The organism is Shewanella sp. 10B, assembly GCF_023475885.1.
Taxonomy (GTDB): Bacteria; Pseudomonadota; Gammaproteobacteria; order Enterobacterales; family Shewanellaceae; genus Shewanella; species Shewanella mangrovisoli.
Genome location: NZ_JAMDJO010000001.1, coordinates 1,390,505 through 1,416,106, shown reverse-complemented (window position 1 = coordinate 1,416,106; position 25,602 = coordinate 1,390,505). Strand labels below are relative to the sequence as shown.

At 48.0% G+C, this 25,602-nt stretch carries 22 protein-coding genes; 6 read left to right on the top strand and 16 right to left on the bottom strand.

The features are described 5' to 3' along the window. Positions 1 to 63: 63 nt before the first annotated feature. The 7 genes from hisC to M0415_RS05975 all read right to left on the bottom strand — a co-directional run bounded on the left by hisC (position 64) and on the right by M0415_RS05975 (position 6,382). A complete protein-coding gene (gene hisC, locus M0415_RS06005) occupies positions 64 to 1,269 on the bottom strand; it encodes a histidinol-phosphate transaminase (protein ID WP_249554991.1) in 1,206 nt (401 codons plus the stop codon). Positions 1,270 to 1,335: 66 nt separating this feature from the next. Then, the gene (gene hisD, locus M0415_RS06000; protein WP_249554993.1) at positions 1,336 to 2,637 is read right to left on the bottom strand and encodes a histidinol dehydrogenase; all 1,302 of its coding nucleotides are present in this window, start codon (positions 2,635 to 2,637) and stop codon (positions 1,336 to 1,338) included. A 3-nt stretch (positions 2,638 to 2,640) separates the two neighbouring features. Next, complete coding sequence (gene hisG, locus M0415_RS05995; RefSeq protein WP_220055393.1) at positions 2,641 to 3,540, bottom strand: ATP phosphoribosyltransferase; 900 nt, start codon at positions 3,538 to 3,540, stop codon at positions 2,641 to 2,643. 656 nt (positions 3,541 to 4,196) lie between these two features. Next, a complete protein-coding gene (locus M0415_RS05990) occupies positions 4,197 to 5,024 on the bottom strand; it encodes a hypothetical protein (RefSeq protein ID WP_249554995.1) in 828 nt (275 codons plus the stop codon). Positions 5,025 to 5,090: 66 nt separating this feature from the next. Next, positions 5,091 to 5,417 carry a DUF7716 domain-containing protein gene (locus M0415_RS05985; protein ID WP_249554997.1) on the bottom strand — a complete coding sequence of 109 codons (327 nt, stop codon included), beginning with the start codon at positions 5,415 to 5,417 and terminating at the stop codon, positions 5,091 to 5,093. A gap of 82 nt (positions 5,418 to 5,499) precedes the next feature. Further along, a complete protein-coding gene (locus M0415_RS05980; protein ID WP_249554999.1) occupies positions 5,500 to 5,952 on the bottom strand; it encodes an acyltransferase in 453 nt (150 codons plus the stop codon). Positions 5,953 to 6,040: 88 nt separating this feature from the next. Beyond that, entirely contained in the window at positions 6,041 to 6,382 is a 342-nt protein-coding gene (locus tag M0415_RS05975; RefSeq protein WP_249555001.1) for a hypothetical protein, read from the bottom strand. A gap of 357 nt (positions 6,383 to 6,739) precedes the next feature. Between M0415_RS05975 and yoaA the strand changes: the two genes are divergently transcribed. Together yoaA and M0415_RS05965 are read left to right on the top strand one after the other, a co-directional pair. Beyond that, the gene (gene yoaA / locus M0415_RS05970; protein WP_249556598.1) at positions 6,740 to 8,662 is read left to right on the top strand and encodes a DNA repair helicase YoaA; all 1,923 of its coding nucleotides are present in this window, start codon (positions 6,740 to 6,742) and stop codon (positions 8,660 to 8,662) included. A gap of 54 nt (positions 8,663 to 8,716) precedes the next feature. Next, entirely contained in the window at positions 8,717 to 9,235 is a 519-nt protein-coding gene (locus M0415_RS05965; RefSeq protein ID WP_249555003.1) for a rod shape-determining protein, read from the top strand. A 72-nt stretch (positions 9,236 to 9,307) separates the two neighbouring features. Here the strand turns inward: M0415_RS05965 and M0415_RS05960 are convergent, their stop codons facing one another. Both M0415_RS05960 and M0415_RS05955 read right to left on the bottom strand, forming a co-directional pair. Further along, on the bottom strand, positions 9,308 to 11,269 hold the full coding sequence (locus M0415_RS05960) for a TonB-dependent receptor domain-containing protein (RefSeq protein ID WP_249555005.1): 1,962 nt from the start codon (positions 11,267 to 11,269) through the stop codon (positions 9,308 to 9,310). A 500-nt stretch (positions 11,270 to 11,769) separates the two neighbouring features. After that, positions 11,770 to 13,287: a methyl-accepting chemotaxis protein gene (locus tag M0415_RS05955; RefSeq protein WP_249555007.1), complete on the bottom strand. Its 1,518-nt coding sequence runs from the start codon at positions 13,285 to 13,287 to the stop codon at positions 11,770 to 11,772. 470 nt (positions 13,288 to 13,757) lie between these two features. On the opposite strand from M0415_RS05955, the gene pheS reads away from it, so the two are divergent. The 4 genes from pheS (at position 13,758) to lpxM (ending at position 18,477) form a co-directional block, all read left to right on the top strand. Beyond that, a complete protein-coding gene (pheS, locus tag M0415_RS05950; protein WP_037417925.1) occupies positions 13,758 to 14,741 on the top strand; it encodes a phenylalanine--tRNA ligase subunit alpha in 984 nt (327 codons plus the stop codon). A gap of 14 nt (positions 14,742 to 14,755) precedes the next feature. Next, complete coding sequence (pheT, locus tag M0415_RS05945) at positions 14,756 to 17,143, top strand: phenylalanine--tRNA ligase subunit beta (protein WP_055648370.1); 2,388 nt, start codon at positions 14,756 to 14,758, stop codon at positions 17,141 to 17,143. A gap of 3 nt (positions 17,144 to 17,146) precedes the next feature. Further along, a complete protein-coding gene (ihfA, locus tag M0415_RS05940; protein ID WP_011622581.1) occupies positions 17,147 to 17,443 on the top strand; it encodes an integration host factor subunit alpha in 297 nt (98 codons plus the stop codon). Positions 17,444 to 17,538: 95 nt separating this feature from the next. Continuing rightward, positions 17,539 to 18,477: a lauroyl-Kdo(2)-lipid IV(A) myristoyltransferase gene (lpxM, locus tag M0415_RS05935; protein WP_055648382.1), complete on the top strand. Its 939-nt coding sequence runs from the start codon at positions 17,539 to 17,541 to the stop codon at positions 18,475 to 18,477. A 92-nt stretch (positions 18,478 to 18,569) separates the two neighbouring features. Here lpxM and hypA read toward each other — a convergent pair whose 3' ends face one another. The 7 genes from hypA to fdhD form a co-directional block, all read right to left on the bottom strand. After that, on the bottom strand, positions 18,570 to 18,926 hold the full coding sequence (gene hypA, locus M0415_RS05930; protein WP_037427750.1) for a hydrogenase maturation nickel metallochaperone HypA: 357 nt from the start codon (positions 18,924 to 18,926) through the stop codon (positions 18,570 to 18,572). Continuing rightward, positions 18,926 to 19,945: a hydrogenase expression/formation protein HypE gene (gene hypE / locus M0415_RS05925; protein ID WP_055648371.1), complete on the bottom strand. Its 1,020-nt coding sequence runs from the start codon at positions 19,943 to 19,945 to the stop codon at positions 18,926 to 18,928. The genes hypA and hypE overlap by 1 nt, the downstream gene beginning before the upstream one ends. Further along, positions 19,938 to 21,077 carry a hydrogenase formation protein HypD gene (gene hypD, locus M0415_RS05920; RefSeq protein WP_037417937.1) on the bottom strand — a complete coding sequence of 380 codons (1,140 nt, stop codon included), beginning with the start codon at positions 21,075 to 21,077 and terminating at the stop codon, positions 19,938 to 19,940. The genes hypE and hypD overlap by 8 nt, the downstream gene beginning before the upstream one ends. 62 nt (positions 21,078 to 21,139) lie before the next feature. Further along, positions 21,140 to 21,385 (bottom strand): HypC/HybG/HupF family hydrogenase formation chaperone, encoded by a 246-nt coding sequence (locus M0415_RS05915; RefSeq protein WP_055648372.1) that lies wholly within the window; start codon positions 21,383 to 21,385, stop codon positions 21,140 to 21,142. Beyond that, a complete protein-coding gene (gene hypB, locus M0415_RS05910) occupies positions 21,385 to 22,149 on the bottom strand; it encodes a hydrogenase nickel incorporation protein HypB (RefSeq protein WP_249555009.1) in 765 nt (254 codons plus the stop codon). Before hypB ends, M0415_RS05915 begins: the two co-directional genes overlap by 1 nt. Positions 22,150 to 22,361: 212 nt before the next feature. After that, positions 22,362 to 24,683 (bottom strand): FdhF/YdeP family oxidoreductase, encoded by a 2,322-nt coding sequence (locus tag M0415_RS05905; protein WP_249555011.1) that lies wholly within the window; start codon positions 24,681 to 24,683, stop codon positions 22,362 to 22,364. Next, positions 24,667 to 25,527 carry a formate dehydrogenase accessory sulfurtransferase FdhD gene (fdhD, locus tag M0415_RS05900; RefSeq protein WP_249555013.1) on the bottom strand — a complete coding sequence of 287 codons (861 nt, stop codon included), beginning with the start codon at positions 25,525 to 25,527 and terminating at the stop codon, positions 24,667 to 24,669. Before fdhD ends, M0415_RS05905 begins: the two co-directional genes overlap by 17 nt. Positions 25,528 to 25,602 lie beyond the last annotated feature (75 nt).

The following is a 25,602-nucleotide window of genomic DNA, read 5'->3' as shown; positions in this document are numbered from 1 at the left end:
GTTTGTTATCTTTATAAAATCAGTTTATTAGGCCAATGCTGCGACAAGACTTGCGCTAAATGCTCACAGCTTTTGCGATTCAAATAGCGACACTAAGCGGTCGGTGTCAGCCTGAGAGCTGAAGCTAAAACGAATGGCTTTAGCGAGTCTTGGATCCTTATAGGCCCGCGCGACAATGCCATTGTCGATAAGCAGCTTCGCCACTTTGGCTACGTCGTCAAATTCGGCGAGCACATAGTTGCCATTAGGTGTTAGCACTGCGCCGCCCCATTGCTCGCAGTACAAATTCAGCGCCGCCGCGAGTCGCTGGCCCTGCGCATTGAGCTCTTTAACTTGGATTTTCATCCGCGCAATCCCAGCAGGTGATAGCGCTTGCACGGCCACTTCACTCACCGGCAGTGGCACGGGATAGGGCGCAATGACCCGCATGATGATTTCGATAATTTCTTCATTGGCGAGCAAAAAGCCGCAGCGTGCGCCCGCTAAGGCAAAGGCCTTTGAAAGGGTACGCAGCACCACAAGGTTTGGGTAAGACTCGAGTAAATCGGCGACGCTATATTCTGGGCAAAACTCAATATAAGCCTCATCGACGACAACAATGGCGTCGGGCAGAGCTTGGATGGCTTGCTCTATACGCGCCTTGTCAATCACAGTGCCGGTTGGATTATTAGGATTGCAGATAAAAACTAACTTAGCGCCGCGTGCGGCCGTCGCAAAGTCGGCAGGGAGACTGTATTCAGCCGTTAAGCTTAATGCCTTAACACCCACATTAAAGGTTTGCGCGCTAATGGCGTACATGCCGTAAGTGGGCCCAAAGGTCGCAATAGCGTCGATGCCTGGGATACAAAAGGCCCGGATCAGCAGTTCGATGGCCTCATCGGCGCCGCGACTGGCGACAATCTTGCTCTCTGCTACACCACTATATTGGCTGTAGGCATTGATCAACGCGGGCGGTTGGCACTCGGGGTAACGATTTAACTTAGATAAATCGAGTTCGGCAACCGACACATTATTGAAGGGCGATTCGTTAGCGTTGATCCAAATGTCCCCTCGACCACCTAGCCTGCGAGCACTTTGGTAGGGCGTTAACTCGAGCAGTTCTGGCCGAGCAAGACGTGCGGCAAGGGTTGTCGGCTCGATGCTTGTGGTATCGAGAGTATTGTTATCGAGAGTATTGCTGGCGCAATTGGCGCTCGGAATGTTTGTCACAGGCACATTGCTCGTTGGTGCTGGGCTCGTTGGTGCTTGGCTAGTTGGCACTTGGCTCATCCTATTCATCCTAAGTCTTGCTATGGCGTTAATTAAGCGTACTGTTGATTGCGTTACTTATTTCCATCAGTCCTTAAGACTGGCTAAGCGTATCGCGACCGCATTTTTATGGGCATCGAGTAACTCATTGCTGGCAAGGGTCATCACCGCTTGCCCGAGTCCGAGCAGGCCCTTAGCGCTGAGCTCTTGCACCGTAAAGCGGCGGCTAAAGTCTGCTAAGGAAAGGCTCGATACCGCGCGGCTGTAACCGTAAGTCGGCAATACATGGTTAGTCCCACTGGCGTAATCCCCAACCGATTCAGGAGTATAGGCGCCTAAAAACACTGAGCCTGCGGCGCGAATATGTTTTAGTACGTCCCGTGGGAAGCGGGTTTGAATAATTAAGTGTTCGGGCCCATAGCGATTTGAAACGAGCGCCGCTTCCTGCATATCTTTGACTAAAATGGTGCGGCTGCCTTTAAGGGCCGTCGCAGCAATCTCTTGGCGCGGCAGGGCGGCCAGTTGTGACGCGAGCGCTTGATTGACAGCTTGTGCTAATGGCTCCGAGTCCGTGACTAAAATGACCTGCGAATCAGGGCCATGCTCCGCTTGCGAGAGTAAATCCGCGGCAATAAACTGCGCATTGGCATCGCTATCTGCTATCACCAACACCTCGGAGGGTCCCGCAGGCATATCGATAGACACAGTGCAGCGACCATCTTGAGAGACTAAGCGTTTGGCCTCGGTGACATAACGATTACCCGGGCCAAAAATCTTATCGACGCTAGGAATCGTTTCAGTACCAAAAGCGAGTGCGGCAATGGCTTGCGCACCGCCCACTTGATAAATTTCGGTGATCCCACAGGCGTTTGCCGCATACACAATCGCATCGTTAATCGGCGGCGGACTCACCAATACGCGTTTTTCACAGCCGGCAATTTTTGCGGGCAGGGCCAACATCATCACGGTCGAAATGAGGGGCGCGCTGCCGCCGGGAATATATAAACCGACTTTTTCAATCGGTTCGCTACGAAGCTCGCAGCGAACACCCGCTTGGGTTTCAATCTCTATGGGGCGAAATTGCTGCGCGCTGTGAAACACATCAATGTTGGCCATCGCTTGGGCAATAGCGGCTTTAAGTTCTGCCGAGACTCGTGCGCTGGCGGCGCTAATCTCGCTTTCACTTAAGCGCAGACTGTCGATATTGGCGCTATTAAAGCCATCAAACTTTTGATTAAACTCTTTCAGCGCCGCATCGCCACGGCTAGCCACGGCATCGACAATCGCCCGAACACTTTGTTCTAAGCCGCTGTCGCCGATTAAAGGTGAGCGTTGGAGCGCAGCTTTCTGTTCATCGGCGGATAACGCTGCCCAAGTCAAAATATCCATAGATCACCCCATCATTTTTTCAATTGGCATTACGAGGATAGAGCTGGCGCCGAGCGCGGTGAGTTCTTCCATGGTGTCCCAGAATAAATCTTCAGTACTGACGGCGTGGATGGCCACTCGATTAGTATCGTCGTTTAATGGCAGCACCGTTGGGTTTTCGGCGCCGGGCAGCAGGGCGACAATTTGATCTAAGGTTTCTGTGGGCGCGTGCAGCAAAATATATTTACTTTCACGGGCGCGGATCACGCCGTTTACGCGGGATAAAATTCTGTCGATTAGCGCTTGTTTGCTCGGCGTTTGGGTTTGAGTCGATTGAATAACACAGGCCATAGAACGGTAGATGACTTCTGTCTCGTATAAACCGTTGGCCTCAAGGGTGGCACCGGTGGAGACTAAGTCACAAATGCCATCGGCAAGCCCTGCACGGGGCGCGACTTCAACCGAGCCTTTTAACATACAGTCGCGATAACTTATGCCTTTTTGTTGCATAAAACGGCGGAGTAGATTGGGGTAGGAGGTGGCAATTCTCAAGCCTTCTAAGGATGAGGCATCGGCATAGCTAAATTCGCTTGGCACGGCTAATGATAGGCGGCAGGCCCCAAAATCCAATTGGCGTAACTTTACAAACTCGGCGGGTTTATTTAAGGTTTGACGCTCAATCTGCTCTTCTTCAAGCACGTTCTCACCAATAATGCCTAAATCGACCACGCCATCCATTACCAGTCCTGGAATATCATCGTCACGCACTCTGAGTAAATCGATGGGCATGTTGTCTGCGTGTGCGATAAGACGTTGTTCATTAATGGAAAACTTAACGCCGCAGCTCTTGAGTAATTGCTGTGAGTCGGTGGATAAACGGCCAGATTTTTGGATGGCGATGCGTAAACGGTTTGATTCAGTCATAGTCTTGTCTCGCTCAAAGTTAACAAATTCAAAATGATATTCTTTTGTCGCATGGTTTAACTGGTTTCTATGTCTTGCCGGTATTTATCTAGCTAACATATTGAAATTACATACTAAACATGGGTTAAGTTGTAAGTTAAAAAGCCTAAAAGCAAAAAACCCCGGAATTCCTTCCAGGGGTTAGTGATCATCTTTGAATCAGTCCGCCAGAAGGATACAGTCCTCCGGCAGTGAGCGTCCGAAGGCTACCGCATATGGTGATGATGGTGGATAGCGTTCAGTAATGGGCTCATATGACTCTCTATACTCTGTATTCTGTTGAATTCGGTGTTGATGGATACTTATCCATCGAACGTTTTTTTAAGCTAACCGCTTTCTGTGCCGTTTGCAACAGCTAATTTTGACTAAATAAGAATATTTATGCGTTTTGTGAAAATGTTTCATCTTGGTGGTCGCAGGACGATAATCTGCTTATCACAAGGAGGAGCGAATACTTGAGGTTTCCTAGAGGATGGCACAAAGCCGACGCTGCGTTTAGACAAATTCGGCTGGCGGTAAGTATGGTAAATCTTGTCTAACAGCGTTCAATCTAGACTGGCGATAGTGGCTAAGTGTCAGTCACAGCGCTAATGAGGGATTAGCGCGTGACATCCCTTTTAGCGTGTTAAATATTCTCCAAACAGGTGGTCAACTGTCTGTTGGCAATATTTGTCTTCACCACGCCAATATTCGGCAAATACCCAGTCATTTTTGCCTTTGCGTTGTCTATCGAAACAACGAGGTTTTAAGACTCCCAGACTGGCTAATATCTCGATTAATATTTGTCGCTCAGCTTTACTCGATTTAATTACACTCGCTAATCTTTTCTCTAGTGCGCTGGGATAATCGCTCGAGTCTGACGTTTCGATAATCGTTAATATTGCTCTAAAACAGGCAATATCATCTGACGTCGGCTCTGGAATATCGGCATTAATAAATTGGCTTAAATCAAAATAGGTATACAAAATATCCCCATGGCGCACGCCGCCCCATTTTATACGCTCGAAATTGAATACGTTAATATCCATCTCGTTATAGGATTCGCTTCCTCGGATGCCATATTGACTGTCTCGGCAAATGCCACAGGTATAGGAGTGTGCAGTTGGTTCGCCATCCGTATAGGAAGTGCCTGAAATGACAGGCGTATATTGATGTGATGGGATTTTTTGGGCGATCGCATAGGATGCAAGGGATGAGCGCCAATCCAATCGCCTAGAGGTTAGACTACTTAAAAATCCTTTTGTTACTTGTGCTTGCGATATGCCTTTAACTAGCGATGTGATGGCAAGGATGCATTCATCGTGGGAGATAGTTAAAGGATCAAACATTAATCCTTTCGATTTGGCATAGTTAAAGTCGGACTCGGAGAGACTTCTATTTTTTACGTCAATCCAACCATTCTTCCAATAGGTGGAGAATAAAATCCTTTTTGCTTTTTTATCCATAGCTGATTCTTTATTATCTTTTAATAATTGGGTTTCATTTATCTTATAAAAACTTAATTAAAGCGCTTAGCTTTCTAAATTCATATAAGCATCGTTTTGATGGTAATAACTGACGGCATGAATTACGTCATGCAAGCTGGCATTAGGCAGCTGTTGCACTAAATTAGCCTTGATACTTTGTAAGTCCGCAATGCTTAAAAAGTATTGATAACCTTGGATTTGCGGATAGAGAGGCTCATCCTGTTGGTCGCGCTCCTCTTCAAGTTCATCGTCAATGATTAATACCGACATTGAGGGACTTAATGGTTGATCTAGGGCTTTGTACATATCCAAGTGCCACGAAAAAGAACCGAGTTGGGATAATAGTGTTTCCAAGGTTAATGTTAAGCGCATGACATATCCTTTTGTGCAAGCATCATTTACATCATTATGGCGAGTTAATTAAGGCGAGTGAATTAAACCGACAGAATTAGGCTTAAGGCCTCAACAGACTCAGCATTAATTCGGTTAACGCAAACGATGAGAAAATAAACAGTAAATTAATCAAGGCCCGCATAATCCAAGGCAATGCACCGTAGGAAAGACCATATTTATTTGAGGCAATTACGATAACTCCCATGATGCCAAACCAAGGTGTAAAAAAGAACATGGCTTGCCATTTAACCAAAGCAACGGCGAGATCATGCAGCGCACCACTGACTAAAAAGGTGAGCAAGACGGCAAGCCACATGGGCAGAAACTGACTGAGAGGACGCATAATATTACGTGATAAATAATAACCCCAAATCGGATTCCAATAATGCCAAAAAATGGGGAATGACTTAGCGCCAAGGGCGCGGGATAGCATATTCCTCATCGAGTGATTGGCACCGAGCGGAACACCATTTCGCTTTTTCACATATTGTGACAAAGATAATGTCGTTTGCATGGTTAACCTCTATGCTCCACGCTTACCACTCATAGAGAGTGGTCTGCAGTCTGTTTTGCCGTCTAAAGTGTACGGTTGTCAATATTCATTACAGCACTGCATCTGGCAAGCAGTAAGTTAGGCTTTTATCTGCCATAGCATAACAGGTTTGATCGATTTTCTCGGGGGATGGCCTAATAAAGATTCCTTGCTTGCCATTAACACGAATAAGCTGCGATTGATTATCCTGCCTCATAAAAATGGTACCGCCATTTTCTAGCGAGACATCAACTATGTATTCGCTAATATTGGCGCAAATCGCGATCTCGCAGGATTCAGAACGCTCTTCCTGCCCATCAATAACGAGGCATTGCGAGGTCACTTCATCACAACCTGCCCATGAGGCGGGGTTAAAAGCCAACAATAGTAAAAAGCCTGAAAGGTATTTCATCGAATCATCCTGTTGCGTTATAAACGTTCATCCGTGGCTGATGAGCGCCAATCTTTTAAAGCGTATTGTCGACTGACCGCCAAACTTCGCAATATTCTCGCATATAACTATCTTCGTGTTGAATTCGGCGCAGGACTGAAACTATTGGTATTATTAGGCGGGCTTAATTACACTGCGGCGACGGCATCAGGCTCTTTAACGCTTGCTGACTCATTTACCCAGATTTAGCCATCTCTGAACCGTATTTTTAACTCTATTAAAGGACCTTGCTCGCCCTTGACTCACTCCCGACGCCCAGCTATGCGGCAAGCCAAACTTCAGCAATCCACTCAGCAGTCGAGCGACGCTCAACGTCCGATGAGCCGATTGGCAAGTGAAGTACTGCGCGCTTTTGCCAGCGATGGGGTGCTCGCCAAGCATATTCAAGGATTTAGTGTGCGTCAGAGTCAGGTTGAAATGGCGCAAATCATCAGTGAAGCGATTGCCAGTAAGGGCAATGCACTGATTGAAGCGGGCACTGGGGTCGGTAAAACCTTCGCGTATTTAATTCCTGCCATCTTAAGTGGCAAGCAAGTGATTGTGAGCACGGGCAGTAAAAACCTGCAGGAGCAATTGTTTCTAAAGGATTTACCCGCGTTGACCTCTATGCTTGGGATAGCACCCAAGCTTGCGCTATTGAAAGGCCGCAATAACTATTTATGTCAGCATCGGCTCGATAGGCAGATGCAGGAGGCCAGCCATATTGAGGCGCGATTATTGGATGATTTACTGAAAATTAACCAATGGGCGGGCATGAGTAAGGATGGTGATATCGGTGGTTTAACCTCAGTTGCCGAAAACTCTCCCGCGCTTCCCTTAGTGGTCAGCACGAAAGAAACCTGTCTTGGGCAGCGCTGCGAATTTTATGATGCCTGTTTTACCCGCAAGGCCCGCAGCCGCGCCATGGACGCCAAAATCATTGTGGTGAATCATCACTTATTCTTTGCCGACAGCGTGTTAAAGGATACGGGCTTTGCCGAGCTATTACCCGATCCCGATGTCGTGATCTTCGATGAGGCGCATTTACTGCCAGATATCTGTGTCAGTTACTTTGGACAGCAATCCTCGAGTCGTACTATCGATGACTATCTACAAAAGTTATTGCAGATTTATCAAACTGAGCTCAGCGATACGGGGCAGATTGCTCAATTCTGTCAGCGCTGTTTGGCCAAGTTAAGTGATTGGCATAATGCATTATTTTCGAGTGGCGAGTCGGATTGGCGGCTGCAGCTTGGTAATAAATCCATCGCCTTAGCCTCTTGGGATTTATTGGCTGAATTGACCGCACTGCAAAAGCTGTTAGTTGTGCACGTGGGGCGCAGTGAATTATTGGATGATATTGCGGTAAAGCTGACTGAGCTTAATCATAAACTCAATCAATTTTTTAATTGTGATAACCCGCAGGCGGCGTACAGCGTTGAGTTTGGTAGCCGCTTTGTCATGCTACGAATGTCACCCATCAATATTGCCCGCGAGTGCCAGCAGCTATTTGTCGCCAATACTAGCTGGATTTTTACCTCGGCGACCTTGCAAGTGAACCGCAGCCTAGGGCATTTTGCACAGGAGCTTGGGATAAGCGATGCTAAGGCGCATATTTTAGACAGTCCCTTCGATTATCCGCGTCAGGCGCTATTTTGTGTGCCGAGGCAACTGGGGAATGTGGCGAATCAGCAGCAAGCGCTTAAGCAGTTAGTCGATGTGTGTGTCAAAGCGATTGAGGCGGCGCAGGGGCGAACCTTTATTCTGTTTACCAGCCATAAAATGCTCGAGCAAACCGCGCTGGCATTGCGAACACGGACTCAATATCCACTCTTGGTACAAGGGCAGGCGGGCAAGCAAAGCCTACTGACCAAGTTTCGCCAATTGGGGAATGCGGTATTACTGGGGACGAGCAGTTTTTGGGAAGGGGTGGACGTCCGCGGCAAGTTATTAAGCTGCGTGATTATCGATAAGTTGCCCTTTGTCTCGCCCGATGAGCCGCTTTACCGTGCTCGCGCCGACAATATCAGCCGTCAGGGGGGCGATCCTTTTACTCAAGTGTCGTTACCGCAGGCGATTATTGCGCTTAAACAAGGGGTTGGACGTTTGATCCGTGACGAAAAGGACTGCGGCGTACTCATTCTGTGTGATAATCGGATTGTGAATCGCGCCTACGGACAGGCGTTTTTAAACTCCCTGCCACCGATGTCCCGCACTCGAGATTTAGACCAAGCCCTGCAATTTTTAAGGAAAATCCCTTAATACAATAATAAGTTGGAGCTTCAACGCTCTAACTATGTGTTTCTTTTCTGGAGTATGGACGTGTTTAATTGGTTAAAAGGCTTAGTCTCTAAAGATGTATTGATTGAGTTAACTGAAGCTAAGATTACGATAAAGTCTTTTGGTGATAAGACCTGTATTGAATATGAGCCTGTGCTTGCCCTCGTCGATGAGCCGGCTCAGACGCGGATCAAGGCCATTGGTCGCGAGGCGATGGGTTTGCAGGGCGAGGGCGTTCGGCTAGTTAATCCTTTTTCCCATCCTAGGATGTTTGTTGCAAGCTTTGAACTCGCCGAAAAGCTGCTCCAATATGGCATTTCGCAACTTCATACATCTGGATTTCGAGCGGCGCCTAGGGTGATTGTACACCAGTTAGAAAAGACTGAAGGCGGCCTTACCGATATTGAGGATAGGGTACTGCGTGAACTTGCCATGGGCGCGGGAGCAAGAGAAGTGGTGATTTATCTTGGCCCTAGACTCAATACTGACCTCGATACGTTTGATGAGATCAAGAGCCACGTTGAAACACAAAGAGCCTGTAAAAAATTAATCTAAGGTGAGATTCAACTTACTTTGCCGATATTCGAGGGGAAGCATGGCCTGCCGCGGCAGGCCATGATTTAAGGATTAAAAGCTTGCCGTTACCCCTGCATACACGCTGCGGCTCTTTTGAATGTAATCCAAATCGGTGGCAATTTGATCGCGCTCGGCATCCGTCAAGTTAGTCACCCCTAATTTTACCCTAAACATAGGGTTGATTTGATAATTCATACCTAAATCAAGTGAACCATAACCATCTGATTTAACATTGGTTCTCAGATATTGTTCACCCGTGTAGTGATAAGCGATAAAGGTGGATAATCCCTCTAACGCCTGCCATTGCAGTTTCAGGTTGTAGCTATCTTCAGGCGTTAAAGTAAAAGGCGAGCCATTTTGTTTATCCTTGGCATCGGTTTTACTGTAGTTACCACTGATACTTAAACTGTCGGTTAAGTCGTACCATGCCTGTAATTCCCAACCTGTGATCTTAGCTTCGTTAACGTTTTGATAGGTGAGTACTGCGCCCGGGGTTCTGTCCCAGGTCTCGGTGATGATTTTGTTTTCTACATCATTATGGAAATAGGTGACGGAGCCGCCAAAATCTGTGGTTTGGTATTGGGTCGATAGCTCGTAGTTCACCGAGGTTTCGGGTTGCAAATCCGGATTGCCCGCCACAGAGCAGGCACCACGACAGGCTGGGATAATATAATCGGCTTGGGACTGCGACATATTCGGTGCTTTAAAGGCTTTACCACCGCCGCCTTTGATCACCCATTCGGAGCTGAGCGGATAAACCAGATAGAGGCGAGGACTAAATTCGGTGCCATATACATCGTGGTGATCGACACGGCCACCGAGGGTGAGACTCAGTTCGCCTAAACTGAACTCATCCTGCAGATACAGTGCCGACTGACTGTCGTCTAAGGTGCCATCGCCTAAAATATTGCGGCTGTTCTCCAGTTTGGTCCAACGGTATTCGGCGCCGCCCGTAAGCATATGTTCGCCGAGTAACACTGTGGTTTGGCCGTCGAGATTGTGGTTGGTTTGAGTTATATGGCCAATTTGCGCGATCAGCGCCGAATCATCGGTTACTTCGACATTTTCATAATAGTAACGCAGGCGAGTATCACCCCAGTCCCAACGGCCGTTATGGGTCAAACCTGAGCTAATGCGCTCCGCCTGTTGGTTGTTGGTCAGAATCGTGCCGTAGTTATTCCAGTCGGACTCACGCTCGTCATTGGCGTAACTAATATCAAATTGCAGATCCTGCTGCTTATCGATTAACCATTGCAGATTGGCTAAGGCGCTGATCTCATCCCTGTCTTCTAGGGCATCGATCGTCGGCTTTAAGTCTGAACGCCAGGCATCGCGTTTATTGCTATCGACAATCAAGTTCGCCAGCAGTTTATCCTTAACGAGTGCGCCGCTAGTGTAGAAGTTGTATTTAGTGCTATCACCGCCTTTACCACTGGTTGGCGTGTCGTATTGCACGCCAACACTGGTTTGCCAAGTTTCGGTCGGTTGGCGCAGGATAACGTTGACTACGCCACCTAAGGCTTCGGAGCCATAGAGGGATGACATGGGGCCGCGAACTAACTCAATGCGCTCGATAGCAGACATGGGGATAGATGACAGGTCGAAGTCATTGCCATAGTTGGAGGTCAGCGCCTCGCGGGAATTGACGCGGCGGCCATTGATCAAGATTAAGGTGTAGTCAGAATCCAGACCCCTAAGGCTGATTTCATTGCGGCCATAGGGCGTACCTTCACTGATATTCACTCCCTGTAAATAACGCACTGCACTGGCGAGATCATCAATCACTAAGGCTTCAAGCTCAGTGCGATTAATCACTGATACTGATGCTGGCGCCGATAGCTCAGAGTGTTTGGTTTGCGTCGCAGTGATCACCATACGTTCCATCTCGCCTGTGGCGCTATCGTCGGCGAGTGCCGTTGCCGATATAGCACTGAGGCCGAGGCTGATAGCTAAAGGGAGGACTTTACGGGAAAATCGCGTCAGACGAGGGGTAAAATCGGGTTGTGCAGGCATATCATTCTTCCTTGTAAAATTTTGGCGAATGATAATTATTCTTAAATGCGTCAACAAGTCGCTATGCCACAGTTAAGTGTAAAGCCAGTGTAAATTTTATATTTACAACAAAGGGATACTGTTCTGTTACCGTAAAAATAAGTGTTTGCTTTGAGGTGAACTTAAATCCCGATGAGTGGTTGTATGCAGTCAATCATGCTTTGCAAGAAGGTTTGATAAATGCGTTTGTTGGTGTTAACGCTTAATATTCATGCTTAGCGTGCGTCTAAGTTACGACGGTTTGAAATGAACCTCGTTAGATGAAGCTTAATAGAAGCTCAGTTAAAACTTGGCAGTTTAAAGTGTTAACAGGTTAGCTGGTGCACTGAATAAGACAATAAGCGGTAATGCTGAGGGAAGGTCATAAATCTAGGGGAGGCCTATAGGAGCATATAGATGAAGGGATAAGCGTTATCCCTTCATCTATTACTCGACTATTACTCGACACTCAATTTTCAGTATTAGACCTTAAGTCCAACCATTAACTGATCGAGTTGGCCTGCGGTGGCTTGCAACTCATCACAACCCGATACCGATTGGTTCGCCGATTGCTCGACATCGTGGGATTGATTGCGAATTTCCATCAGATTGGTCGCGATTTCGTTAGCTACGGCTGATTGTTCTTCCGCAGACGTGGCAATCAACACACTCATTTCGAACACGCGGCTGCTATGGTGGGCAATCGAATCGAGATCTTTACCCGTTTGCAGTACATGCTGTTTGCCTTCACTTGCTTGACTCACGGTGCGAGACATCACTTGAGTGAGGTTACGTGTGCCTTGTTGCAGCGACTCAATCATGGATTTAATTTCTACCGTTGCAGCTTGCGTGCGGCCAGCAAGGGTTCGTACCTCATCGGCCACTACCGCAAAACCGCGACCCTGTTCGCCGGCACGCGCCGCTTCAATCGCGGCGTTTAACGCGAGTAGGTTAGTTTGTTGCGAGATAGCATTAATGGTCGAAACCACCTCATCAATCTTACTGGCGTTGTCGTTGAGGGTATTGACGGCATTCGATGCAGCAGAAATTTCATCCGACAGCACATCAATTGCGCTTACTGTGGTTTCAATATCCTTAGAACCCGCATTAACCTGTTGATTCGCCTCTTGGGTTTCGGCGGAGGATTGCTCGGCGTTGCGCGCCACTTCTTTAACCGCAGCGGTCATTTCTTCCATCGCCGTGGCTAAGGAATCGAGGTGCTGACGTTGATTGACAGCAAGGGCTTGTCCTTGCTGCGCCGTGCTTCTAAATGATGAAACCACTTCGCGGATTTTGCTAGTGGATTCAGCAATTTGCTTCACTAGGGTATGTTGACGCTCGACCAAGGTGTCGATACTAATCGCTAAGATGCTGAACTCATCTTTCACTTCGAAGAAGTTCAATCGCCCAGTCAGATCCCCCGAGGCTGCGCGTTTAAGTGCCATCACTGTGGTGTAGAGCGCACCGCCCACAAAGGTGGAGATGTAGTAGCTAAACAGGAAGAGCACGAATAACAGCACCGCCATTAGGCTGTAGACTAAGATATTGTCATCGGCTAAAAGGGCGTTCAGTTGACGATCGTCGACGGGAATGATGGTCAGCATATTTTGATCATTAACCGAGCTAACAGCCCGATTAGGTGAACTGCTGGTATCAATACCACCACCGCTGCGCGCAAGGGTTTGTGCGCGGCTATCAGCCTCAGAAACTGTAACAATCTGAACATTCTGTAAGCCTTGGCTCAGCTGATTAGGTAAATTTTGGCGTTCTTGCTCGGGTAGCTTGCTAGAAATCTGCGCGGCGAGTTGATTGATTTTCTGGGAAGTGTCTTGGAGCCCATGCAAATGGCTTTCAAGCAGGGTATCCCTAAACTGAGTATTTAAAAATACCGCTAATCCCACAATCATAAACATCGGAACTAGGGCGAGAATTGCAAATTTGGTTTTTAAGGTCATGTGGATAAGGTATTGATCTATCCAGCGAAATTTAACTTCTTTCATTAGCGCCTCGATAAATTGGGCTGTGACCAAATGGATATCGGTCGATTTGCCATAGACTTTATGTTTTTCTGCTTAGTAAGCTGTTGCTTGTATTATTGTTGTCCAATTGCGGCATTTTTGTTTGTTTTGCAGCAATTTTGGCAAGGTACAAACATAAGTTTACAGTTTAGTTACATGTGTCGCCAGTGGTTAGTGCGTGATCACGTGACTGCTGTAAAAATCGACAAATGTCTTTCCAAGGCGATCAACTTGGAAGGTTTGTTGGGATAACACATGAATTTGCATGATAAAAACCCCGAATAAGCCCTAGTAATATGCCGCTCGCTCGCGTAAAATTTCTCTCCTTTTATTTCGTTATAGCTAGCAAAGCGTCTGGCATTAACGCCCGATAACCTGAGCACCGAAATAGCCTGAAAGTTTGGCGCCCATAGCACTTGTTTATCAAGCGCGACTATGCAGTGGAAGAGAAAATGCAGCAGTTAACTGAGATCGTAGAACAAGCCTTAGTCATTATTGACCAGGCCAGTGATCTAAAAGCACTGGATGATATCCGTGTCGATTACCTAGGTAAGAAAGGTAAGATCACCGACATGATGAAAATGATGGGCAGCTTAAGTCCTGAAGAAAAACCCGCTTTTGGTCAGGCGGTCAATGATGCGAAACAGGCCATTCAACAGAAATTAACTGAGCGCATCGACGTCCTGAGAAGTGCAGAGCTAGAAGCCAAATTAATTGCCGAAAAGATTGATGTGACGCTACCTGGTCGCACTATCGAAATCGGTGGTTTACACCCAGTGACGCGCACCATTGAACGTATCGAAACCTTTTTTGGGGAATTAGGGTTTTCGGTAAAACAAGGCCCTGAAATCGAAGATGATTTCCATAACTTCGACGCCTTGAATATCTCTGAGCACCACCCAGCGCGTGCCGACCACGATACGTTTTATTTTAATCCTAAGCTGATGTTGCGTACCCAAACCTCGGGCGTGCAAATTCGTACTATGGAAACGGAAAAGCCGCCACTGCGGATTATTTCACCGGGTCGTGTGTATCGTAACGATTACGACCAAACTCACACACCAATGTTCCACCAAGTGGAAGGTTTGCTGGTAGATGAAAACGTTAACTTCGCCGAATTAAAAGGCGTGTTGCATGATTTCCTGCGTAACTTCTTTGAGGAAGATTTGCAGGTGCGTTTCCGTCCTTCTTACTTCCCATTCACTGAGCCTTCAGCCGAAGTGGACGTAATGGGTAAAAACGGCAAATGGTTAGAAGTGTTAGGCTGCGGTATGGTGCACCCAAATGTGCTGCGTAGCGTTGGCATCGATCCAGAAAAATACTCTGGTTTTGCTTTTGGTATGGGCGTTGAGCGTTTAACTATGCTGCGTTACGGCGTAAACGATCTACGAGCGTTTTTCGAAAACGACCTGCGTTTCCTGAAGCAATTTAAATAACGGAGCTGTATAGCATGAAATTTAGCGAATCTTGGCTTCGTGAGTGGGTCAATCCTGCCGTTAGCCGTGAAGCATTATCCCACCAGATCACTATGGCTGGCCTCGAAGTCGATGGCGTTGATGCCGTGGCTGCCGAGTTCAACGGCGTTGTGGTTGGTGAAGTGGTCGAATGTGGCCAGCACCCAGATGCAGACAAACTGCGCGTGACTAAAGTCAGTGTCGGCAGTGGCGAGCTTATCGATATCGTCTGCGGCGCACCTAACTGCCGTCAAGGCTTAAAAGTGGCCGTAGCAATGGTCGGTGCCGTACTGCCAGGCGATTTTAAAATTAAGAAGGCTAAGCTGCGTGGTATGCCTTCAGAAGGCATGCTGTGTTCATACAGCGAGCTGGGCATCGACATCGACAGCGATGGCATTATCGAACTGCCATTAGATGCGCCATTAGGCACGGATTTACGTGAGTATCTCCAGCTTGATGATGCTGTGATTGAAGTGGATTTAACCGCTAACCGTGCCGATTGTTTAGGTATGGTAGGTTTGGCCCGTGAAGTCGGCGTGTTAAACCGTCAAGCGGTAACTGAGCCACAATGGCAAGCCGTGACGCCAAGCACTGATACCAAAGTGGCTATTAATGTCAAAGAAACCGCAGCTTGCCCACGCTACTTAGGTCGTGTGGTGAAGAATGTGAACGTGAAAGCGGCTACGCCATTATGGATGCAGGAAAAACTGCGTCGCAGTGGTATCCGCTCAATCGATCCTATCGTGGATATCACTAACTTTGTGTTGGTTGAATTCGGTCAACCGATGCACGCCTTCGACCTTGCCAAACTGACTGGCGATATCCAAGTGCGTTTAGGTAATGGTGAAGAGAAAATCACCCTGCTCGATGGCAGCGAAGTGACTATTCCAAACGACACTCTAGTGATTGCCGACGATGCGCGTCCATTAGCCCTTGCTGGTGTGTTTGGCGGTGAATATTCGGGTGTGAGCGACACCACGCAAGACATACTGCTTGAATGTGCGTTCTTCGCGCCGTTAGCGATTATGGGTAAGTCACGCCGTTTAGGTCTGCATACCGATTCATCACACCGTTTCGAACGTGGTGTTGACCCTGAGATGCAGCACAAAGTTATGGACCGTGCGACTCGCTTAGTGCTGGATATTTGCGGCGGTGAAGCGGGTCCTGTGGTTGAAGCCAAATCTGACGCTGACTTACCAAAGCCTGCGCAAATTCTATTGCGTCGCAGCAAGTTAGATAAAATTCTGGGTCACCATGTTCCCGATAGCGACGTGGTTGAAATCCTCGAACGTTTAGGTTTCGGCGTCGTTGCAGGTGAGGGGAGCTGGCAGGTCACCACCGCCACTTACCGCTTCGATATGGCGATTGAAGAAGACTTAATCGAAGAAGTGGCCCGTATCTACGGTTACAACAACATTCCAAACGTTGCGCCCGTGGCGTCACTGCGGATGTCTGATCATAAAGAAACCGACTTAAGCCTCAAGCGCGTTCGTTCGCTGTTAGTGGCCCGTGGTTTCCAAGAAGCTGTGACTTACAGTTTCGTTGATCCTAAGCTGCAAAATCTGGTTCACCCAGGTGAGCAAGCCATGGTGTTACCGAACCCGATTTCTAGCGAAATGTCGGCCATGCGGTTGTCGATGTTCACTGGATTATTGACTGCGGTTGGCTACAACCAAAGTCGTCAACAGGGTCGCGTGAGACTTTTTGAAACTGGCCTGCGCTTTGTTCCTGATATTCATGCAGAATCCGGTGTAAGACAGCAAGCAATGCTCGGTTGCGTCATTACAGGGCTTCAAAATGACGAACATTGGTCAATGGAATCGAAAACCGTTGATTTTTTCGACCTTAAAGGTGATTTAGAAGCAATTATCGGCTTGACAGTTTCCGCATCAGAATTTAGCTTTAGAGTAGCGACGCATTCTGCTCTTCATCCAGGGCAATGTGCTGAAATATTGAGAAATGATCGAGTGATCGGTCATATAGGTGCTATCCATCCTAGTTTGGAGAAGCCTTTTGGACTCAATGGTAAAACCATCGTTTTTGAGTTGGAATTGGATGCTTTATTGCATACCAGTTTACCGCTAGCCCAAGCTGTATCTAAGTTCCCGGCTAATCGTCGTGACATCGCAGTAGTCGTAGATGAAAGTGTATCTGCAGGCGATGTAATGAAATTGATAAGAAAAGTTGGCGAAAATCAGTTGGTTGGCATAAACTTGTTCGATGTATACTTAGGTAAAGGTGTTGAGCCCGGCAAGAAGAGCTTGGCGATAGCACTTACATTACAAGACACTACTCGTACACTTGAGGAAAAAGAGATCGCTGAAACTGTAGATTCAGTTGTTTCTGCCCTGAAGACCGAGTTCAACGCATCGTTGAGGGATTAAAGTATGGCACTTACCAAAGCCGAAATGGCAGAACATCTTTTTGAAACACTCGGTATAAACAAGCGTGTAGCCAAAGAGATGGTTGAGTCGTTCTTTGAAGAAATTCGAGGCGCACTTGAAAGTGGTGAGCAGGTCAAGTTATCTGGCTTTGGCAACTTTGACCTTAGGGATAAGAATCAAAGACCGGGAAGGAACCCAAAAACAGGCGAGGATATCCCGATTTCCGCTCGCCGTGTCGTGACCTTCCGTCCCGGCCAGAAACTGAAAACTCGCGTAGAAGCTTCTAACGCGGGCAAGTAATTTTAGATGTTCGACAGTAAAGCCACTCCTTCGTGAGTGGCTTTACTATTTTCTTTTTATGGTGAATGACTTTTCCACTGTCTGAGGTGATTTCTTTGTCAAGACAGCCCAAACATTTTGACCGACGTTTTCAACTGGCGTTATTGCACCCTAAATATTGGGTTACTTGGTTGGCGATCGGTCTATTAGTGATTTTTGGGATCATGCCCGCGTGGCTGCGTGATCCTATTGCTAGAACCTTGGCCAAACTGGTGGCGCCTATTGCGAAAAAGCCGATAAGTATTGCCAGGGCGAACTTAAAGGCGTGTTTCCCTGAAAAATCCGCCGCAGAAATAGAATCCTTAATTGATGACAACGTGCAGAACTTCGTATTAGTGCTGTTATCGCAAGGTGAGCTGTTGGTACGATCTAAGGCGCATTTACGCCGCCGTGTGAATTTGATGGGCTTTGAGCATGTACAAGCGGCGCAAGCAGTAGGGCAGCCGGTGATATTTATCATGCCCCATGTGTGGCCTATTGATTATGCTGGGCTGAGGTTAAACCTCGACTTGCCTATGGTCACTATGGCAAAGGCCCATAAAAACGCGTTATTTAACTGGTTTAATAATCGAGTACGTAGCAGTTGTGGTGGCCACGTTTATATGCGAGAGGCCGGAATTCGCGCCTTATTAGCAGAGCTTAAGCAGAACAATAGCTTTTTCTACCTGCCCGATGAGGATTTAGGCCCAGATCAGAGTGTGTTTACCCCGTTTTTAGGCACAGTCAAAGCGACATTACCCGTGGTTGGCCGATTAGCTCAGGCGGGAAATGCCCAAGTGCTGCCGGTGAAAATTGGTTATAACCAAGCTTCACGCCAGTTTGATTTAACTGTGATGCCCGCCATTGCCGCCGAAGACATGGTCGGTAAGGAAAACGAGGCGTTAGCACTGAATAAAGCGGTTGAGAAAGTGATACTCGCTTATCCAGAGCAGTATATGTGGTTCCTAAGATTGCTAAAGACTCGCCCTGAAGGGCAAGCCTCAATTTATCAGTAAGCGTTTATCGCTTATGGTAAACCCGAATAAAAATGGCTTTTAGTGTGTAGACTTAAAGCCATTTTTATCACTGAAGCCGTGCTTATAATCGATTAAATATCCTCTGCTTGCTCCATTTCTAGCTGCATCAGCAGCATATCTTCACCCTCTAATACCCGCGTATGATAACTGTTACAGGCGGGGCACACGATTGAACGTTCATCGAGCACCGACTCTTGTTGGCAATCTGCACATTTGATCACTAGTGGCTGTAGTGTCATGCAAAGCTCGGCTTCGCGGCAGATCCCATCGAGTTTAAAGGTCTCAAACGCCGTTTGAAGTAGGGTGGGTTCGACACCGCTCATTACGCCGAGTTTGATTGCTACCCGAGTAATTTTAGTTGCTTGATTTGCCCGTGCATGTTGTTCGCACTGTTCAATTAAGGCGCTTACTATAGAATACTCGTGCATTAACAAATCCTTGGTAGCAGTTCACCTTGAGGCAAGTCTAAGTAACGTTTGGTATTCCATGGCGTTCTTAAGATCACTTTTCCGGGTAGTTCGTCGCTGACGGTACCGATGATGGCCGCGCTTTCGCAGTGACCAAATCGTTGCATAATTTCCAACGCACCAAGGGCGATATCGTTGGGAACAGCCAAGATAAAGGTGCCTTCATTGGCTAAATCCATTGGCTCAAAGCCATAGAGTTCACACAAGCCTTTGACCTCATCACAAACCGGGATGCTCGCCTCATTGACTGTGATGCCGACATTGGCGGCAACGGCCCATTCATTTAATACGGCAGAGAGCCCGCCGCGGGTAGCATCGCGCATAGCATGGAGTGGAATATTAGCTGCGATCAATTGCTCTACGACTGGCCAGAGCGTGGCACAATCGCTTTGTAGCGTGGACTCGAGGGTAAGACCCTCACGCGCCATCAAAATAGCCGCGCCATGGCAGCCCACATCACGGGAGACAATAATCGCATCGCCGGGCGCGACATTGGCAGCCGAGATATTCGGACGTAAAATACGCCCAACGCCTGAAGTATTGATAAACAAGCCATCGGCGCAGCCCTTAGGTACTACTTTGGTATCGCCACAAACAATTCTAGCCCCACTTTGTTTCAGCTCTTTGGCCATACTGCGTACAATTGTGGTTAAGTCTTTGAGCGAAAAACCTTCTTCGATGATCACGCTACAGCTTAAATATTGAGGCTCAGCGCCCATCATTGCGAGATCGTTAACAGTCCCAGCAATCGCCAGCTTACCGATATCACCACCGGCAAAAAACAACGGAGATACAGTGAAAGAGTCCGTCGTAAAGGCTGTCGCACCCTGTAATTCAAGTTTTGCGGCGTCTTCTTCGCTACGCAAAATCGGGTTATCGAATTCGGCAAAAAACAGATCGCGGATGAGTTTATTCATCTCTTTACCGCCACCACCGTGGCTGAGTTGAATCGCTTTCTCTTTGGTTGATACATCAGCCATGATGTTGCTCCTTGCTATCGATGCCTTGATAGCGGTAATAAGCATTACAAGCGCCTTCGGAGCTGACCATGCAGCTACCGAGAGGGGTTTCGGGATTGCAGCCGCGGCCAAAGACTTTGCAGTCCTTCGGTTTGGCGAGTCCACGTAGAATATCGCCGCACTGGCAAGCCTTATGATCATCAATTTCTTTGACGGGCAATCTGTCTTTAAAGCGCAGCTCTGCGTCCCTGTGTGCGTATTCATCCCTTAATTGCAGCGCAGAGTTGGGGATTGGTCCAAGCCCGCGCCAACGAAATTGCGGTCTGATCTGGAAAAACTGTTCAACTTTTGCCTGTGCGGCAAGATTACCTTGCTCAGATACAGCGCGGCTGTATTGGATATCGAGTTCTGCCTTGCCTGCGGCCTTTTGACGCACGATGCGCAGGATAGACTCCATGACATCCACGGGCTCAAAACCTGAGACCACTACCGGTGTGCCGTATTGCTCTACGGCCGGGCGATAGATTTTGGCGCCACTGATCACGCTGACGTGTGCTGGGCCAATAAAGGCATTGACCCTCGCATTAGGATCGTGCATCACGGCATCAATTGCGGGTGGGACTAATACATGGTTGATATGAAAAAACAAATTCGCCAGCTTTTCCTGCTCTGCCAGTTGCAACAATATTGCCGTCATTGGGGTGGAAGTTTCAAATCCAATGGCGAAAAACACCACGGTTTTATTTGGATTATCACGGGCAATTTTGAGCGTGTCTAAAGGGTCATAGATAGGCCGAATATCACAGCCCTTGGCTCTGAAACTGGCAAGTGAACCTTGGGAGCCGGGGACGCGGATCATATCGCCTAGCGTCACTAATATCACATCTTCCTGCTGGGCAAGCACTGCGGCTTGATCGATCCGCTCTTTAGGCATAATGCATACAGGGCAACCGGGGCCGTGGATAAACTCAATGTTATCCGGCAGCAAATCCAGTAAGCCGTATTTCATTATGGTGTGGGTATGGCCGCCACACACTTCCATAATGTTGATTTGTTGATCGAGTGAGTGAGCGACCTGGGCAATATCCTTTGCAAGCGAGGCAATGGTTTGGGGATCGCGAAAGCCTTGATAGAGTTGTTTTAATTCAAGCATGTTCAATCCTTGTCGCAGTGTATCGTCTGTAGTTTGCGATCGTTTATAACTGCGGCTGTTGCTTAATGCGTGGTTTCATTTTCAAGTTTTGCGACTATCTCTTGATATAATTCAAGGCTTTGCAGAGCATCATTGCGATCAATTTTATTCATCACAAAACCGATATGAATGAGCACATAATCACCAATAGCCAAGGGTTCAGTCATAAGATGGCTGCTGACATCGCGTTTTACGCCTAAGGTATCGACGGTTACAGATTGGCGCTCGTTATCAACTGCTACCACTTGTGAGGGGATTGATAAGCACATTATTGTGGCTCTCCCACAGTGTTTCGGCGCAGATTTTCATTTAGCCAAGCGGCAACGGCATGCATGGAATCGCCATCTTTAATGGAGACTTCGAGTATTTGAGTGTCGGGATTGAGTTTTTTAAGCTGGGCTTTGGCCTCGTCGACACTGAAATCGAAGTAGGGTAATAGGTCGCATTTTGTGATCAGAACCAGGTCAGCACGGCGGAACATTACTGGATATTTTTCAATCTTATCATCGCCTTCGGGAACGGAGAGCAGCACGATATTTTTATGGGTGCCCACATCATAGCTGGCGGGGCAGACGAGGTTGCCCACGTTTTCCACAAAGCAAATATCTAACCCTTCCAGCGGCAAGTGATGCAAAGCACCATGCACCATAAAGGCGTCTAGGTGGCATGCACTGCCAGTTTGAATTTGATGTGCTGTAATGCCCTTTGCGATTAGGCGGTCAGCATCACGGGAGGTCTCTAAATCGCCTTCAATAACGGCGTAATTAAGTTTTGTGTACTCTTTTAAGTGCTCAAGCAAGGTCGTTTTGCCGCTACCTGGGCTACTCATTAGATTGAAGGCGGTAATATGGTGAGCCTCGAAATGGGCACGGTTGTGGGCAGCTTCTACATCATTTTTATCGAGAATTTTATGGATCACCGACAAGGTTTTTTTATCGTTAAGCTGAGGATTGGTGTGCAATTCCTGATGGTGATGCAGGTGGCCGTGATCATGGGAATGGCGGGGTAAGGAGCAGCCGCAGTCTTTACACATCTTATATTTCTCCTTGTCCTAGGCAAAATGCCTCTTTGGGCGGTATTAGCCTGACAATATGCTGATGCTATTAAATAGGGTTAATTTGATTACGCTAATGTTAAGTGTGATACAAATCGGCTGTGGATTCTTTGATGTTCGTCAGGTTTATTTGGATAAACAAAGACCAAAGAAAATTTCTTTGGTCAGTGGGGATAATGCGCTTACGTGGCTTAGCGTTGAAGGATGTTGATTTTGTTGCTGCTCGCGGGGGTTAAGATAACGGGAACCGATTTTGAGGTCGGGGTGTAGGAGCCTACGCCCACACTGTCGATGGCGACTAAGGGATTGGTCTCTGGGTAATAGGCGGCGATATTGCCCTTGGGGATCTCGTAATAAATCACCATAAAGTCATATACTTTGCGTAATTTGCCATCGTTAGTGAGCGATTGGATATCGACTAACTGGCCATCGCTAAACCCCTGCGCTTTGGCATCATCACTGTTCATAAACAGCACATTGCGCTTGCCCTTAATGCCGCGGTATCTGTCATCCATGCCGTAGATGGTGGTGTTGTATTGATCGTGTGAGCGCAGACTCTGCAGCAGTAACACTGGCAGTGTACTGGTCAGGGCCTGACTCGAACAATCGGCGATGATGGACTCGGGTAAAGCACAAGCGTTAAATTCAGCCTTGTGGCTTTGGGTATGCCAGTCGAGCTGCGCGGCATTATTGGTTAAATGGAATCCCGCTGGGACGTTAATTTTTTGATTGTAGTCGTCGAAACCAGCAATGGTTTGCTCAATCAAATCGCGGATCAGGTTGTAATCATCCCTTAGGGCTAACCAGTCAATTGACTTGGCACTGGTTGCATTCATTGAGGGTGGTTTCACAGCCAAGGTGGCATGTGCCATGCGCGCCACAATATCGATTTCCGACAGGCAGAGTGGCGATACCGCATCGTTCATCCCAGTTGAGGCGTGCACCATACTAAAGGTATCTTCGACGGTGATTTTTTGAATGCCGTGTTTTTGCTTATCGAGTTCGGTGCGGCCAAGGCAAGGTAAGATCAACGCATCTTTGCTGACCTGTAAGTGACTACGGTTGAGCTTAGTGCTGATTTGCACATTCAACTGCGTTTTTCCCATGGCGTTATAGGTAAAAGCGCTGTCGGGCGCCGCGGCGGCCAGGTTTCCGCCGAGGCAGATAAGCACTTTGCTTTGCTCACACTCTAAGGCTTTTAAGGCTTCAACCACGTTATGACCCGCGGCGCGGGGTAATTGGCAGCCCAAATACTGTTCTAAACGGTCAATAAACTCGGCTTTGGGTTTTTCGTTAATCCCCATAGTGCGGTTACCCTGCACATTGCTGTGACCGCGCACAGGGCAAAGCCCGGCGCCTGCTTTGCCAATTTGGCCGCAGAGCAGATGCAGGTTGATGATTTCACGGATGGTATCGACCGAATGTTTATGCTGAGTGATGCCCATGGCCCAGCAACTGATCACCGTCTTGCTTTGGCTAAAGACTGTGGCGGCTTGAATAATATCGACCTTGGATAAGCCCGATTGGGCTTCAATCTGTTGCCAGTCGGTATGACGGATACTCTGCTCATAGTCTGCGAAAAACGCAGTGTGGGTGGCGATAAACTCACGGTCGATACACTTTGCGTTCGACTCAAGGATATGCTTTGCCATGCCGCGAATAGCCGCCATATCGCCGCCCAGTAGCGGCGTGAGGTATTGATGACTAATGGTGGTCGCAGCGGGAGTTAATAACTCAGTTGGACTTTGTGGGCTGGCGAATCGCTCCAGCGCCACTTCTTTTAAGTTATTGAAGGTGACAATTTTACAACCCTGTCTGGCGGCTTTACGTAGGGCATTCATCATCCGTGGATGGTTGGTGCCGGGATTTTGCCCAAAGACAAAAATCGCTTCGGCCGCATCGAAATCACTTAAGACGACTGTGCCTTTGCCGACACCAATGGCTTGGTTGAGTGCCACACCGCTGGCCTCGTGGCACATATTCGAGCAATCGGGGAAGTTATTGGTGCCATACAGTCGGCCAAACAATTGATAGAGATAGGAGGCCTCGTTACTGGCGCGGCCCGAGGTGTAAAACTCCACTTGATTGGGATCGCTAAGGCCGTTGAGCGTATCAGCAATCAGCTGAAAGGCATCATCCCAGCTGATGGGTTCATAGTGATCGGTCGCGGCGTTATAACGCATAGGCTCGGCCAAGCGGCCCTGATATTCGAGCCAATAGTCGGTCTGCTTAGCTAACTGGCGCACCGAATACTCGGCGAAAAAGTTGCGGTCAACAATCTTGCCCGTCGACTCCCACGCCACGGCTTTGGCGCCATTTTCACAAAACTGAAAAGCACCAGCCTTGTTATCGCCCCAGGCACAACCCGGGCAGTCAAAGCCATCGGTTTGGTTTACCCTGAGCAGATTTTTGATATTTTGCTGGGTCTTTTGGCTCCGCAGCACATGCTTTAAGGTCGATTGCAGTGAGGGGAAGCCGCCGGCTTTGGTCGGTTTTTCAATATGAACAGGCATAAAATTCTCCGCGATTGCATTGGGATGCAAGGCTTTCATCAAATATGGAGTAGTGGATTGGCGGATCAAACTTAGGAATATGGACAAGATTAAGCTGGTATTTCAGCGCCAGTTTCACCGCGAGCTGGCTCGGTGACGCGAGACTAATCAGATGGTTGGCTCCATAACGCACCGCCTTTTGGATCAACTCGCTGCTGCAGCGACTGGTCATCAGCAGCGCCTTGGTGCTGCGTTTTTGCCGCAGCAGCGCGCCAATGAGCTTATCTAACGCATTGTGCCGACCGATATCTTCACGACACTCAAGGATATTGCCAGCCTCATCTAAGGCAAAAGCCGCATGGATAGCGCCACTGCGCTGCGCCTTAAGTTGATGTGTATGTATTTGCTGTTTGAGGCTGTCGACTTGCTCAAGCACTAAGGGAGCGCAGGCGGGTAATGGTGGTAAATCTGGTAGGGCATGACCTAGGGCTTCCACACCGCAGATCCCACAGCCAGTTGCGCCAACGAGCCGTCTTTTGCGTTGTTTAAGGGCGATGAAACAACGATTGGCTAAGGTGACATCGAGCATTACCCCGTCTTGGACTGGAGTGATATCAATCTCATGCACATCTTGGTCTTGGCTGATAATGCCTTCTGCGAATAAGAAGCCAATCACAAAATCCTCAAAGTGATCGGGCGTTATCATCATCACCGCATAGCTGATGCCATTGAGGTTGATGGCGGCAGCGACCTCTTCAACCAGATGCGAATAAAGGGTGTTAGGCTGTTGAGCCGCGTTTGGGCTGTATTGAGATCCAGGGCAGAGCCTTGGATCATTCGCCGAATCGAGTGGGTGAGTTAGCACGCATTTCAACCTGAAATTAGATATTGATCACATTCTAGGGAGGGTTTACGCGCTAGGCCAATCAAACTATTTTAT

What these genes read in the sequence shown, in the direction of transcription:
- hisC (WP_249554991.1), bottom strand. Translation starts at nt 1,269, where the DNA reads ATGAGCCAAGTGCCAACTAGCCAAGCACCAACGAGCCCAGCACCAACG.
- hisD (WP_249554993.1), bottom strand. Translation starts at nt 2,637, where the DNA reads ATGGATATTTTGACTTGGGCAGCGTTATCCGCCGATGAACAGAAAGCT.
- hisG (WP_220055393.1), bottom strand. Translation starts at nt 3,540, where the DNA reads ATGACTGAATCAAACCGTTTACGCATCGCCATCCAAAAATCTGGCCGT.
- M0415_RS05990 (WP_249554995.1), bottom strand. Translation starts at nt 5,024, where the DNA reads ATGGATAAAAAAGCAAAAAGGATTTTATTCTCCACCTATTGGAAGAAT.
- M0415_RS05985 (WP_249554997.1), bottom strand. Translation starts at nt 5,417, where the DNA reads ATGCGCTTAACATTAACCTTGGAAACACTATTATCCCAACTCGGTTCT.
- M0415_RS05980 (WP_249554999.1), bottom strand. Translation starts at nt 5,952, where the DNA reads ATGCAAACGACATTATCTTTGTCACAATATGTGAAAAAGCGAAATGGT.
- M0415_RS05975 (WP_249555001.1), bottom strand. Translation starts at nt 6,382, where the DNA reads ATGAAATACCTTTCAGGCTTTTTACTATTGTTGGCTTTTAACCCCGCC.
- yoaA (WP_249556598.1), top strand. Translation starts at nt 6,740, where the DNA reads ATGAGCCGATTGGCAAGTGAAGTACTGCGCGCTTTTGCCAGCGATGGG.
- M0415_RS05965 (WP_249555003.1), top strand. Translation starts at nt 8,717, where the DNA reads ATGGACGTGTTTAATTGGTTAAAAGGCTTAGTCTCTAAAGATGTATTG.
- M0415_RS05960 (WP_249555005.1), bottom strand. Translation starts at nt 11,269, where the DNA reads ATGCCTGCACAACCCGATTTTACCCCTCGTCTGACGCGATTTTCCCGT.
- M0415_RS05955 (WP_249555007.1), bottom strand. Translation starts at nt 13,287, where the DNA reads ATGAAAGAAGTTAAATTTCGCTGGATAGATCAATACCTTATCCACATG.
- pheS (WP_037417925.1), top strand. Translation starts at nt 13,758, where the DNA reads ATGCAGCAGTTAACTGAGATCGTAGAACAAGCCTTAGTCATTATTGAC.
- pheT (WP_055648370.1), top strand. Translation starts at nt 14,756, where the DNA reads ATGAAATTTAGCGAATCTTGGCTTCGTGAGTGGGTCAATCCTGCCGTT.
- ihfA (WP_011622581.1), top strand. Translation starts at nt 17,147, where the DNA reads ATGGCACTTACCAAAGCCGAAATGGCAGAACATCTTTTTGAAACACTC.
- hypA (WP_037427750.1), bottom strand. Translation starts at nt 18,926, where the DNA reads ATGCACGAGTATTCTATAGTAAGCGCCTTAATTGAACAGTGCGAACAA.
- hypE (WP_055648371.1), bottom strand. Translation starts at nt 19,945, where the DNA reads ATGGCTGATGTATCAACCAAAGAGAAAGCGATTCAACTCAGCCACGGT.
- hypD (WP_037417937.1), bottom strand. Translation starts at nt 21,077, where the DNA reads ATGCTTGAATTAAAACAACTCTATCAAGGCTTTCGCGATCCCCAAACC.
- M0415_RS05915 (WP_055648372.1), bottom strand. Translation starts at nt 21,385, where the DNA reads ATGTGCTTATCAATCCCCTCACAAGTGGTAGCAGTTGATAACGAGCGC.
- hypB (WP_249555009.1), bottom strand. Translation starts at nt 22,149, where the DNA reads ATGTGTAAAGACTGCGGCTGCTCCTTACCCCGCCATTCCCATGATCAC.
- M0415_RS05905 (WP_249555011.1), bottom strand. Translation starts at nt 24,683, where the DNA reads ATGCCTGTTCATATTGAAAAACCGACCAAAGCCGGCGGCTTCCCCTCA.